General features: G+C 44.4%; 10 protein-coding genes. 8 read left to right on the top strand and 2 right to left on the bottom strand.

What is annotated here, in order from left to right; translation table 11 throughout:
* The first annotated feature begins 3 nt into the window (after nucleotides 1-3).
* The 4 genes from AC27FN_RS07510 to AC27FN_RS07495 all read left to right on the top strand — a co-directional run bounded on the left by AC27FN_RS07510 (nucleotide 4) and on the right by AC27FN_RS07495 (nucleotide 5649).
* A complete protein-coding gene (locus tag AC27FN_RS07510) occupies nucleotides 4-1167 on the top strand; it encodes a sensor histidine kinase (RefSeq protein ID WP_487167497.1) in 1164 nt (387 codons plus the stop codon).
* 251 nt (nucleotides 1168-1418) lie between these two features.
* Nucleotides 1419-4217, top strand: a complete 2799-nt coding sequence (locus tag AC27FN_RS07505; RefSeq protein WP_487167496.1) for a YhgE/Pip family protein — start codon at nucleotides 1419-1421, stop codon at nucleotides 4215-4217.
* 297 nt (nucleotides 4218-4514) lie between these two features.
* Nucleotides 4515-5342, top strand: a complete 828-nt coding sequence (locus AC27FN_RS07500; protein WP_487167385.1) for an AzlC family ABC transporter permease — start codon at nucleotides 4515-4517, stop codon at nucleotides 5340-5342.
* Nucleotides 5335-5649, top strand: coding sequence for an AzlD domain-containing protein (locus tag AC27FN_RS07495; RefSeq protein WP_487167384.1), 315 nt, complete (start codon nucleotides 5335-5337; stop codon nucleotides 5647-5649). The genes AC27FN_RS07500 and AC27FN_RS07495 overlap by 8 nt, the downstream gene beginning before the upstream one ends.
* Nucleotides 5650-5718: 69 nt before the next feature.
* Here AC27FN_RS07495 and AC27FN_RS07490 read toward each other — a convergent pair whose 3' ends face one another.
* Nucleotides 5719-6918: a class I SAM-dependent methyltransferase gene (locus AC27FN_RS07490; RefSeq protein ID WP_487167383.1), complete on the bottom strand. Its 1200-nt coding sequence runs from the start codon at nucleotides 6916-6918 to the stop codon at nucleotides 5719-5721.
* A gap of 514 nt (nucleotides 6919-7432) precedes the next feature.
* On the opposite strand from AC27FN_RS07490, the gene AC27FN_RS07485 reads away from it, so the two are divergent.
* The 3 genes from AC27FN_RS07485 (at nucleotide 7433) to AC27FN_RS07475 (ending at nucleotide 10567) form a co-directional block, all read left to right on the top strand.
* A complete protein-coding gene (locus tag AC27FN_RS07485) occupies nucleotides 7433-8566 on the top strand; it encodes an ROK family protein (RefSeq protein ID WP_487167382.1) in 1134 nt (377 codons plus the stop codon).
* A gap of 154 nt (nucleotides 8567-8720) precedes the next feature.
* A complete protein-coding gene (locus AC27FN_RS07480; RefSeq protein WP_487167381.1) occupies nucleotides 8721-9803 on the top strand; it encodes an AI-2E family transporter in 1083 nt (360 codons plus the stop codon).
* A 77-nt stretch (nucleotides 9804-9880) separates the two neighbouring features.
* Nucleotides 9881-10567, top strand: coding sequence for a 2,3-diphosphoglycerate-dependent phosphoglycerate mutase (locus AC27FN_RS07475; RefSeq protein WP_487167380.1), 687 nt, complete (start codon nucleotides 9881-9883; stop codon nucleotides 10565-10567).
* A 415-nt stretch (nucleotides 10568-10982) separates the two neighbouring features.
* On the opposite strand, the gene AC27FN_RS07470 is transcribed toward AC27FN_RS07475, so the two are convergent.
* Complete coding sequence (locus AC27FN_RS07470) at nucleotides 10983-11357, bottom strand: winged helix-turn-helix transcriptional regulator (protein WP_407884595.1); 375 nt, start codon at nucleotides 11355-11357, stop codon at nucleotides 10983-10985.
* A 141-nt stretch (nucleotides 11358-11498) separates the two neighbouring features.
* On the opposite strand from AC27FN_RS07470, the gene AC27FN_RS07465 reads away from it, so the two are divergent.
* Nucleotides 11499-12680, top strand: a complete 1182-nt coding sequence (locus AC27FN_RS07465) for an NADH-dependent flavin oxidoreductase (protein WP_487167379.1) — start codon at nucleotides 11499-11501, stop codon at nucleotides 12678-12680.
* Nucleotides 12681-12915: the final 235 nt, after the last annotated feature.

The raw sequence follows: 12915 nt of genomic DNA, 5'->3' as shown, positions 1-12915 counted from the left end.
ATGATGAAATTAACACCACGCGAGAAGTGGTCACTAATCTTTGAAGGAGTGGTAACCGTCGTGTTGCTGCTCCTTTTGAATCTGTCGTTAGTCATTATTCTAAATGATGTCTTGCATTCCAATCCCGGGATTGCCGGTGGGGTCTACATGATCAAACGCTCATTGGTCATTGGCGGTCGCTACATTTGGAGCTATCAAAATCTGTTCATCGCAGTGATGATTATCGTTGATTGTGCCGTTTTGTACTGGCGACTGATTCGACGCTATCACCTCTATCAAATGAATCATATTATCGCTGAATTACATTATATTTCTGACGGTCATTTAGAGCATCGGATTACATTTAAATTGAGCAAGCGGCTCCAACGAGTGGTTGATTCAGTGAACTCACTGGTTGATTCGGCAACGCAGTCCATGAATGATGAACGGCAGGCGGAACGTTCAAAAGATGAACTCATCACTAACGTTAGTCATGATATTCGCACGCCACTGACTTCCATTATCGGCTACCTTGGTTTAATTGAAGACCACCAGTATCAAACGGAAACGGATCTCACCAAATATGCCCACATTGCTTATCTAAAGGCGACCCAAATGAAGTCGCTGGTTGAAGATTTGTTTGAGTACTTGAAAATGCGCGGTGCTGAGACTGAATTAAATGTCAGTGATGTTAACTTCAGCCAAATGTTAGAACAACTGGCCGCCAGTTATGAACTAGAGGCGAGCCGCAAGCACCTGACAATTTCTTCGTCAACGCAACCAGACAACATTATGATGGAAGCAGATGCGGAGAAATTAGGGCGCGTTTTTAATAACCTCATTTCTAATGCATTAAAGTATGGCGAGCAGGCAACCTTTATTGAGTTAACCGCGAAGTTGACTGGTCGTGAAGTGGTGGTGCGGGTTTCTAATGATGGTCGCGAAATTCCCACCGCCGCCCTGAATCAATTGTTTGAGCGGTTCTATCGTGTTGAAGAATCACGCTCCAAAGAAACTGGTGGGACTGGGCTTGGCTTGGCGATCGCGCAAAGCATTGTCGAGCGGCATGGTGGCTACATTTATGCGGAATCTGATAAGAACCTCACTAGTTTTGTCATTCATCTGCCGGTCCATCAAGATCGACCGTTGCCACGACCGGTGCGACAGGACCCCAAGCTCACTAAGTAGTTGTCATAATGCTATCCGTGTTTTAGTCGGATAGCATTTTTGATAACATAAAAATAGTTGACGGCCTGACTAACTAAATATTGGCTAAAAATTAGTGTGAGGATGAGACATTTAGTTGAGGTTTGTTAACAATCGGTGTATATTGTGGATTTGTAATGTCCTTAATGGCCGACTAAGTCAATCAGGCCAGGTGTTTATCATGATTAATTAAAGCAATCATAGTGAGAGAAAGAGGTGGACCACGAGTGAAAATGTTAGCGAACGAATGGAAATTCATTGGCAAAAACCGATTGATTTTAATTTCGGTTTTGGCAATTATGGTGATTCCGTTTCTATATAGTATTTTCTTCTTAAAGTCAGTTTGGAATCCTTATGGGGAGACGCAGCACCTGCCAGTTGCCGTCGTTAATAATGACCGTTCTGTCAATTATCAAGGTCAAAAGCTAAGTGTTGGTGATCAAGCGGTCAAATCCCTCAAAAAAGATCATCAGTTAGGTTGGCGGTTTGTTTCCGCTAAGCAGGCTAAGCAGGGGTTGAAGGACAAAAAGTACTACACGATTGTCACATTCCCTAAAGACACTTCCAAGAATGCGGCATCAGTCCTTAGCAAACATCCGAAAAAGATGAAGCTAGAGTATGAAACCAATGGTTCATTGAACTATATTGGGGAAGTTATCAGTCAAATCGGGTCCACCGGGTTGAATGAGAAGATTCGTCAAACCGTGATTAAGGCTTATGCAGACGCCACCTTCCAACAGATTAAAAAGGTTGGTCAAGGCATGGGGACTGCAGCCAAGGGCGCCAAGAAATTATCTAATGGTCAAAAGACATTAGGTAGTGGGATTGACACGTATACCGCCGCCGTCAGTCAAGTTAATAACGGCGTGCAAACAATGAAGATGAGTGTTGGCCCGTTATCTAGTGGCGTCAGTCAATTGGCTGCCGGTGGAAACACGCTCAATACCGGACTACAGCAGTTGAATGGCAGTACGGGTCAATTGGCCGGCGGGGTTGGTCAATTGACTAGCGGTTCTAATCAGCTAAGTGCTGGGCTAACGTCCTACACAAATGGTGTCAGGAGCTTGAACAATGGACTCGGTCAACTAAATGGTGCAACGGGTCAATTGGGGAGTGGCACAACTCAGCTCATGAATGGCTCTCAACAACTGTTAGACAACGCGACGGCGCTTTCGACCGGGGTTAGCGCCTTGGGTCAAGGGGCTAACCAAGTTAATGCGCAGTTAGCTAGCTTACGGCCACAACTCCAAGCTGCTCAAGCACTGATGAATGGCATGTCTGACAGTCAGACAACGATGCAAAATGTCCAGTCGTTACAGCAGGAACTACAAAATGCGCACTTGAAACAAACCTTGAGTGCTTTGCAGCCATTGATTAGTAATGCCACGCAGATTAAAGCACAAATCGCTCAGTTGAACGCGATGAGCGGGCAATTAAGTCAGGCTCAACAGGGTGCTTCAAGTATCCAAGCTGGTAATCAACAGGCGATTGATGCATTAAATGGTGTAGCAGCTTCGGAATCTGACGCAACGCAAAAAGCGAAGATCCAAGCAATTGCCGCAGGATTACAGAAGTCAGTAGCGGGTGCCGGTCAATTAAGTGATCAACTCGGTGCTGCTGGTAAAGGACTTTCTGGGTTAAACGGTATTGCTGATCAGCTTGGGCAATTGACGATTTCTGATGCTGATATTCAAACATTGACGCAGATGCAGTCCCAATTAGATCAGATTCAAAATTCAAATACGGCGAAGACTTTGTCAAGCAAGCAAACAGCACAAGCTTTACAGCAATTACCAACAGTCTTAAATGATGCTTTGAAAAAAAATGGCACGCTAGATGGCTTGCAAAATTTTGCAAATGGCGCAAGTCAACTAAATGCCAAAGTTAATCCATCACAGGGACAAAGCTTAGTCAGCGGTGTTTCTCAACTCAATGACGGATTGAAGTCGCTTGGCAGTAACGTGCCAACCTTAACGAATGCAGTTGCACAATTAGCCGCTGGTTCAGCTCAACTAAATGCCAATTCTGGCGCTTTAGTTTCCGGTGCTAATCAATTGAGTGGTGGGTTAGGTCAGCTTAATGCCCAAGTCCCACAATTGGTCAGTGGTGTGAGCCAGTTGGCTAATGGTTCTTACCAACTTTCTGGCGGTTTGAACCAGTTGAATAGCCAAATTCCAGCATTGACTAGCGGTGTAAACCAGTTAGCAGACGGAACATCGCAACTGAACGCTAATTCACCACAGTTGCAGAGCGGGTCTAAACAATTGGTTACCGGTTCGGTTGACTTGTCGGACGCGTTGGGTAAAGGTGCTAAACAGGTTAACAGTATCCCACTGTCACAACGGACAGCTAACATGTTTAGCGCACCAACTCAGTTGAAGCACAAGAGTTACAGTTACGTGGCTAACTACGGCCATGCGCTAGCCCCTTATGTCTTATCAGTTGCTTTGTATGTTGGGGCAATTGTCTTCAACTTTGCTTACCCAATTCGGAAGATTTCGATGGAAGATCAAAGCGCAACAGCTTGGTTCTTCAGCAAAGCATCAGTTGGTTTAGTAGTTGCCGTGGTTCAAGCGGTTGCTGAAACGGGGCTGATGTTGTTATTCGGGCTGATGGCTGACAACCCTGGTCAAATGTTTGCCGTGGCCATTGCATTCTCGATTGCTTCGATGTTCTTGGTCATGTTCCTATCAATGCTATTAGATAATCCAGGTCGTTTTATTGCGATGGTCGTCTTAATGTTGCAACTTGGTGGTTCAGGTGGGACCTTCCCGATGGAAGTGACAAATGGCTTCTACAATGCTATCCACCCGTTCTTACCAATGACTTACTCGATTCTTGGATTACGGCAAGGATTGACTTCTGGTCTCGGTGCCAATACGGCGTGGAGTGCAGTTGGCTTGTTGCTGGTGATGGCCGTAATCTTTGCAATCTTATTATGGCTTTCAATGATTTTCTTACAACGCATTCATTTGCAAGGATTCTCGCAATTGGATAACAATCAAAAGTTACAGGAAGTTGAAAAGCAGTAGCGATTTAGAAAAGCTTTCATTCACAGATGTGGACGAAAGCTTTTTTACTGTCATGAATTTGGTTAAGGGAAAGCGCTATTTTGAACTAAAAATGTTCCAGTTATTTAAAATAAAATCGCTTACATTAATCCTTATGTTCGGGAATCTCGATTGGTGTGGTTACAATGAACTTTTAAACATGGTAAAATATATTCGCATTGTTTCAAGATTTTGATCGCACCTTAAGTAGGTTTAACAAGACCGGCTCATTGTGAGCGGTTCGGGACACAAACGTGTTTCACAGATGGAGGATGCATTTTGAAAAAGGAACAGGCAAACTGGCTGGCTGTCCTAAAAGTTGCGATGCCGCTATGTTTAAGCTATATTCCCATCGGGCTAGCGTGTGGGGTGTTATTACATGCTGGCGGGTTGAATACCTGGTTGATCGGCCTAGTCTCCCTGATTGTTTATTCAGGTGGGGCTCAATTTTTGATTGCCACGATGTTAACGATCCATGCCCCAATTTCTCAAATCGTGATTATGCTTTTTTTCCTTGAACTCCGTTATGCGCTATTGGGGTCAAGTTTGTCACATTATCTCAAGAAATCTTCCCATCGCTTTATTCTGGGCTTTGCGTTTTCTTTAAACGATGAAAACTACGCTGTGAACTATTTGAAGTTTGCCACGGATAAGTTTTGGACGCCCGGCAATGCGCTGTTAGTGGAGCACTATGCATTGTACACCTGGGCGTTATCCAACGTGATTGGGAGTCTGATTGGTTCTTCACTGACGATTAACTTAGTGATCGTTGATTTTGCATTAACAGCATTGTTCTTGTTCATGGTGACGATGCAGGTTAAGAGACGCTTGACGTTGCTGACAGCGATTCTGTCGGGGCTGTTATCAGCCTTCTTCTGTGTCGCGATGAAGAGCACCTTGGGGATCGTTATTGCGACCTTGTTGGCTTCTACAGCTGGATTTCTCGCCGATCGGCTGATTCGCTCGATGGCGCCGGACAGTTCCTTGCTCTATAAAGTGCGCGGACCTTCGGGGACCCGAGAGACGATTAACGATCAAGAATTGACCGAAGAACGTTTGTTAACGGAACAACACAAGCAAGCAAAGGATGCAAACGACCATGAATGATTTAGTGTTGGTACTCTGCGCGGGCGTTGCCGCTTTTATTCCTCGATACTTTCCAATGCTATTTTTCTCTAAACGGAAAATTCCTGCGTGGTTTAATGAATGGATGGGCTTTGTCCCAGTTTCCTTATTTACCGCTTTAATTGTGAAACAAATTTTTGTGACCTCGACATATGCTTTTTCCATGGGCAATATTGCGGCCATGATCTCAGCAGTCATTGTAATTTTAATTGCGTATTTCACGCGCTCAATGACCTTATCCGTTGTTTTAGGGTTACTGGTTATGTGGGGCTTGACCTTGTTCTTATAACGCAAAGATAAAGTAAAGACAGGATTACCGATCGATTTTCGGTAATCCTGTCTCTTTGTTTTGGTCTAGTTATTCCTTTACTGTTTCAGTTTGTTGATTGTACATATAATCGCGGGTCATTGGTAATACGCGACCTGAGGCACCTTTGGTCAACAAGAACTGAATTACATCGATATTGCCAGATTGAAATGAGGCCGCTGAAGCTTGTAGATATAAGTCCCACATGCGCGCGAACCGTTCATCAAAATGGGCCACGATTTCATCGCGGTGCGCATTGAAATTTTGATCCCACATTTCTGTCGTTCGCTGATAATGGCGCCGCAAAGGTTCCATATCATCTAGTTGTAGACCAGCGTCAATCATATGATTGATGTTCTCGGTTAAGCCAGGTACATAGCCGCCAGGGAAGATATATTTGTCCATCCAGGCATTTGTCGCACCGCCTTGTTGCCGCGTAATACCGTGGATAAGTGCGACACCATTTTTCGTCAGGTATTTAGCCACACATTGGAAGTATTCGCCAAGGTTTTCTTTACCAACGTGTTCAAACATCCCGACGGACGTGATGTAGTCCCAAGTCTCATTGCCGAGTTCGCGATAGTCTTCTAAGCGCACTTCAGCAACGTCTTGGAGCTTATCGTCAATGATTCGTTGCTTGACCAAGTCGTATTGTTCCTGACTTAAGGTAATGCCCGTTACCTTAAGTCCATATTCTTTAGCAGCGGTGAGCATCAATGTGCCCCAACCGCAACCGATATCTAGCAGGCGTTTGCCCGGTTGTGGGTCGAGCTTTTGGATAATGTGGCGAACCTTATTCATTTGTGCTTGTTCTAAAGTGTCATCATCGTGTTCGAAGTAGGCACAAGAATAAGTTAACGTTGGATCGAGCCACAGTTCATAGAAGTCGTTCCCCACATCATAATGACTTTGGATGTCTTGCTTAGAGTGGGACTCGTTATGCGATTGTTTGGGCATAAACTTCTTAAACTTACTATTGTTGAAGAAGCTATCCGCGCTTTCGTAAGCAGATTCAATTAATTTCTGAATACTGCCGTTGATTTCAATACGACCGTCCATCACCGCTTCCCCTAACGCTAATGAGGCGTTGTGGGTTAGTGAACGCACAGGGACGACCTCATTAAAGGTGACGGTGACTTCCGGTGTTCCATCACCACCATAGACGTCTGAGGTGCCATCCCAGTAATTCACGCGGACGGGGATGTTAAAAGAGTGACTCAAAAAGGTTTTGTAAAATGTCTTGTCTAGCATATTCCTGTCCCTTCCCATAAAAAGTTACTAGATTAGTATAACGCTGATAACAAATTGACCCAAGAAACAGCAATCAATTTTGTGACAAACCTTACAAGTAATTTGAAAAAAATTGCTAAATAATAGTCGTCCTCGGACCAATTGAGTGCTAAATGTTTGTTTATTCAACGTACAAACTACGGACTAAAAATCAGCGGTCTTGAAAAAAGTAACCAAGGCTTATTCTAGCAGTGAGACAACCGGCTGTCTTTGTTTTTTAGGAGCGAACATTTACGCTGAAAAAGTTGCCTCGTTGACGTAGAATGCAACGTATCTGCGGGTATTTGACAAGACATTTGGTTGAAAGCAGAACAATGCGATGATGAACCGTGTACAACTTTTATAAATCGTTTTATTATACAAGCAATCTATTTATCTGTTTAAACCCGTGAAGGGGGGCAAATCAACGACTAGCAGGTGCGGGGGAACCTGGATAAGGCCGTTGTAAACGATCATGATTATCAATAAGCGAATCATGCGAAATTGTAACGAAAAACAAGTCCTTCAACAAATTATTAATGAAGGACCTGTTTCACGAAGTCAGATTTCTCGAAACTTAGCTTTGAATAAAGTTACCGTCTCTGATATTTATAACCAATTGTTACATCGGGGTATTATTCGCGAAATTGGTCCTGGGGCAAGCACCAAAAGTGGTGGTCGCCGCCCGCTGATGAGCATGTTAAACACTGATCGTGATTTTGTCGTGGTGATTTCATTGCAGAAGCGCCAGCTTGAATTATTGGTCGGCAGACTTGATGCTAGTGAAATCAGTCGCGAACAGGTTCCCGTAGCTGGTATTAATTTAACTGCGGTCATGGATCTGTTAACTACCAAATTAACCGCACTAGTGACTTCATCAGCAAAAGTATTAGCGGGGATGATTTTTGCTGTTGATGGAACGGTTGCCAATAACCGAATTATCACCACTGAGTTAAGTGGATTAGAACATTTCGATTTGGCTAAGTACTTTCGCGACCAGTTTCGGGTCCCAGTAATTATTGAGAATAAAGCCAACCTAGCCGCGATTTTTGAACGGGATTTTGTTTCACGTCCCGATGAAGCTAATGTGCTGACACTGTGGCTGGATCATCAAGTGCAGGTGGGAATCATTGCAGATGGTCATTTGTATCGGGGGCATGAGGGAAGGGCAGGAGAAATTGGCAGTGCATACTTAAATGAAGCGTTAGCAGTAAGTGTTGACGAGCGTGTGAGCCAACAAGCACTGATGAATCGATTGCAATCATTGCTCGATTCGGGAGCGCTTAGCGAAGCGACGCTGAAACAAGCGATTAAAGCGCATGATGAGGCTGTTACGACGTGTTTAACAACGTGGAGTAAAGACGTCGCGGTGGTTATCCAACGACTGACGATTAATTTTGCCCCCGATGTGATTGTTTTAAATGCAGAAATTTTAGACTGGGATCCCAGTCTGTTAGCCATGATTCAATACGAATTAGAACAATTGACGCCAGCTATTACAACCCCCGTTATTTTGACGCAGGATCATATTGAAACCATGTTACTAGGTGGGATGGCTGCGATTATTCATCACGCCCTAGGGTTGGATGAATTAACATTACGCTTTAAACAGTCCAGAAATGAATCATAAAGAGGAGCTAAGGCCTGTCAATTGAGTCATAGAAACGCCGGCCTGCTTCAGGCTGAATACTGGTTAAAACTTTCCAAAGTCAGATGCTAGTGGTGGCCGAACTTTCCCGGCTGCGGTACAGTTAAGCCAGCATAATTAACGGGGGAAAGTCATTGTGAGTTATTATCAGCGCCTGATCCAAAATGTAGCCTTGCGCCGGTGGACCGTATTGGGGCTAATTATTTTAGTCTTATGGCTCATGCGGTCCATGATTAGTATCGTATTGTTGACCTTTGTCTTCACATTTTTAGTGACCAGATTGGTTCAATTTATTCAACGGTTCATTCGCATTCCGGGTCCGGTTATCGTGATTGCGATCTACTTATTAGTCGTCTTAGGGTTGTATACGGGAGTAACGAGTTATCTGCCAAAGCTTGTGAATGAAACCGTTAAAATGGCCGATACAGTGTATGCGTTTTATCGCAATCCGTCCCACGATACGAATTATGTCGTCAATTTTATTACGCAGTATGCGAAACGTTTTGATTTTATGAACCAATTGAAAAATTGGGCCACCATTATCTTAAATTACGTCGGTTATATCGGTGGCATGGCGTTAACGTTATTCTTCTCGCTAATCCTAAGTTTCTTTTTTACCGTCGAAAGTAAAAGAGTGCAAGAGTTCTCTCACCTATTTTTGGATTCAACGTATGGCTGGTTTTTCCAAGACATTGCCTATCTAGCTAAGAAGTTTGTTAATACGTTTGGGGTGGTGATCGAAGCACAATTCTTCATCGCCTTGTGCAACACGATCATTACCACGATTGCGTTGGCGTTTCTGTCGATGCCCCAATTGCCGACACTGGCTTTAATGATCTTTATTCTCAGTTTGATTCCGGTCGCCGGGGTGATCGTATCGGTGGTGCCACTTGGGCTGATTGGCTACTCGGTGGGTGGCTTAGATACGGTCGTTTATATCCTCGTGTTGATTTTAGTTGTGCATACCCTTGAAGCCTATGTATTAAATCCGCAGTTTTATGCGAGTCGGACGGAATTGCCGATCTTTTACACATTTGTGATTCTGCTGATTGGTGAACGACTCTTTGGCGTCTGGGGACTTATTTTTGGGGTACCACTCTTTACCTTTTTCCTCGACCTATTGGGGGTGAAGTCAATCGGCCATCAACGCCCGTCGATCAAACAGTTGCGCGCACGACGAAAGGCAAAGCAACAAGGGCATCAGAATGGCGAAAAATAATGGTGGCGCTGTAAATCGTGGCTTATTTCAGGTATAATCAACGCGTAATTACTTATACGAGAAAGAGGTAAATTTACATGGCTAAATTAGTATTAATTCGTCACGGTCAGTCACAATGGAACTTATCTAACCAATTCACCGGTTGGGTTGACGTTGACTTGAGTGACCAAGGTGTTGCCGAAGCTAAAGCAGCTGGTCAAAAGGTTAAAGAAGCTGGTTTGGAATTTGACTATGCTTACACGTCTGTTTTGACGCGTGCTATCAAGACATTGCACTACGTTTTAGAAGGTTCCGACCAATTGTGGGTTCCTGAAACGAAGACTTGGCGCTTAAACGAACGTCATTATGGTGCTTTACAAGGCCAAAACAAAGCCGAAGCTGCTGAAAAGTGGGGCGACGAACAAGTTCACATCTGGCGTCGTTCATACGATGTATTGCCACCATTGTTGAGTGCTGACGACGAAGGTTCCGCTGCTAAGGACCGTCGTTACGCCAACCTCGATCCAAAGATCATTCCTGGTGGGGAAAACTTAAAGGTTACCTTGGAACGCGTTATGCCACTATGGGAAGATGAGATCGCACCAAAGCTGCTTGATGGCAAGAACATCATCATCGCTGCCCACGGTAACTCACTTCGCGCATTGTCCAAATACATTGAAGGCATCAGCGATGAAGACATCGTGAACTTGGAAATGGCTACTGGCCAGCCAGTGGTTTATGACTTTGACAAAAAGTTGAACGTATTAAGTAAGGAAAAGTACTAGAAATTAGAGCGTAAAATAAGGCCGCCAATCCGTTGGGATTGGCGGTTTTTTGAGTGGAGTGGGCGCTAAATGGACGCTACCTAGGTTGAGATAGCGTTGCATAGTTTGGGCAAAGTAGGGTAAAAAATTACCGTTGCACTAAATTCAAAGCGAATGGAGACCGTTGGAACGTCACTTGCCACCGGTTAAGAGCCAAATTGGGCGAAGTCTCGAGGTCCTGCGGCTTCAGAAATTAGGTCTTTGGTGCCAAACTCAACTAATTTGACATTGCATTTGCGCTACGACCAAGGCATCTCGACGATCATCTTCTAAATTTTTTGTCGTCCATTCATAGTTATTCTGCGTTAATGTCATCGCGTACATGATGTATATGCCAAGGCTAACAACATACTTCCCCCCAAAAAAACAATGTCACTCAGTAATTCAAGTAGCCACTATAATCAGGATTCTTAAGCTCAATTAATTCGCCATTGGCCCGCTTTTGCGCAATCGTTGTTTCACCCCATTCGGACATTGCCACCAAGACATGTCCAAGGCTCTTGCCCTGTTCGGTGAGTGAGTATTCCACTTTTGGTGGCACTTGCGCATAGACTTTGCGTGAGATAATGCCATCCGCTTCTAATTCCCGTAATTGTTGCGTCAACATTTTTTGGGTAATTCCTTCAACTTTCCGATGTAATTGACCGGGACGCTGAGGCCCATTGCCTAAGTGACAAAGCAGTAAAGGTTTCCACTTGCCGCCAATCACTGCCAGCGTGGCTTCAATTCCCAGTTGATAAATTTTTGCCATAATGCCCACTCCTATCCAATGCTTACTTTTTGGTACCTATGCAACAAGAAAGTGGGTACTAGTTAAATTAAGCAAACCCGCTATACTAAGAACCACTCACGTACACTAACAAAAAATAAGTACGGCGGCAAGGAGAAAAGCATGACAAACGAATTTCTTAATGAGTATACTTTTAAATCTGGTTTGACAGTCAAGAATCGGATCATCATGAGTCCCATGACAACGATGACCAGTTTTTATAATGGGATGGTCACATCTGACGAGGTCGCCTATTACCAAAAACGTGCAGGCGGTCCTGGGATGATTATTACGGGTGTTGCTAATGTTTCAGAGAGTGGTAAGGGGTTTGAGGGTGAGCTTTCTGTTGCCAGTGACGATATGATTCCGGGTCTCGCTCAAATCGCCGCCGCAATTCATCACAATGGGACTAAGGCAATTCTGCAGATTTTTCATGCGGGACGCAAAAGCACTAGTAAGATTCTTCATGGTGCACAGCCAGTGAGTGCGAGTCCACTGGCTGCAACTTATCCACCAAATTCTGAAACCCCACGGGAACTGACAAGTGACGAGATTGAGACAATTATTGACGACTTCGGACAAGCAACACGGCGGGCAGTAACTGCCGGTTTTGATGGCGTTGAACTTCACGGAGCTAATACCTATCTGTTACAACAGTTCTTCTCACCCAACTCAAATCAGCGCAGTGATCAATGGGGTGGTGATCGCACACAACGATTAGCTTTTCCGCTGGCCGTAATCGCGAAGGCTCGAGCAGCGGCTAACAAAGCCACTCGTCCATTCCTTGTGGGTTATCGGTTGTCGCCAGAGGAGATCGAGACACCAGGCATTCGAATTGAAGACTCACTTTTCTTTGCGGAACAGATTCGTGACAAGGTTGATTACCTGCACATTTCGATGGGGAGTTACAAACGAAGCTCGCTAAATGATAAATCTGATACAGAGCCTTTATTGGCTAAGTTCGCAGCTGTTGTTAGTGGACACACGCCGCTGATTGGTGTCGGTTCTGTGGAGATACCCCAAGACGCTGATAATGTCCTTGCTCTCGGTGCAGACTTTGCTGCTATGGGACGTGAGCTCATTCGCGAGCCTCAGTGGGTTCAAAAGGTTGAAAATAATGATGGTGGAAGTATTCGCACCGAACTTAGTCCCTATGATATGACAGAACTTGCGATTCCAGCTGTCATGCAGGTTTACTTGAGTGAATCCTTTAAACCAGTCATGCACTTCACAACTGACACGGATCAAGCGCAAGACTACCAAAATCAGCTTGCACCAATGGAAGGTTTCGAAAAGAAGCTGTAGTTCAATCAAATGCATCCGTCTTATTTATCCGCTATTGTCACATCGGTTCAAAATTTAAAATAATGCGTCGTGAGTCAATGATTTGGCTCACGACTTTTTTGATTTAATGGCAGTAAAAAGCCTCTCTAAAAAGTTGAATCACGACAAAGGCGTTGTAGTGAAGTTAGATGGTCTTAAGTTGGTAGAATGGTAAAAATTGAGACCATCACCAATGGGGTGCGGGTTCAATTTAGAA

This window comes from Furfurilactobacillus sp. W61-4 (assembly GCF_057545565.1).
This window is presented reverse-complemented; position numbering and strand designations above follow the sequence as displayed.

Bases quoted from the DNA above. Each gene is read 5' to 3' on its own strand.
- AC27FN_RS07470 (WP_407884595.1), bottom strand. From the start codon at position 11,357: ATGGCAAAAATTTATCAACTGGGAATTGAAGCCACGCTGGCAGTGATT.
- AC27FN_RS07485 (WP_487167382.1), top strand. From the start codon at position 7,433: ATGCGAAATTGTAACGAAAAACAAGTCCTTCAACAAATTATTAATGAA.
- AC27FN_RS07490 (WP_487167383.1), bottom strand. From the start codon at position 6,918: ATGCTAGACAAGACATTTTACAAAACCTTTTTGAGTCACTCTTTTAAC.
- AC27FN_RS07510 (WP_487167497.1), top strand. From the start codon at position 4: ATGAAATTAACACCACGCGAGAAGTGGTCACTAATCTTTGAAGGAGTG.
- AC27FN_RS07495 (WP_487167384.1), top strand. From the start codon at position 5,335: ATGAATGATTTAGTGTTGGTACTCTGCGCGGGCGTTGCCGCTTTTATT.
- AC27FN_RS07465 (WP_487167379.1), top strand. From the start codon at position 11,499: ATGACAAACGAATTTCTTAATGAGTATACTTTTAAATCTGGTTTGACA.
- AC27FN_RS07505 (WP_487167496.1), top strand. From the start codon at position 1,419: ATGTTAGCGAACGAATGGAAATTCATTGGCAAAAACCGATTGATTTTA.
- AC27FN_RS07475 (WP_487167380.1), top strand. From the start codon at position 9,881: ATGGCTAAATTAGTATTAATTCGTCACGGTCAGTCACAATGGAACTTA.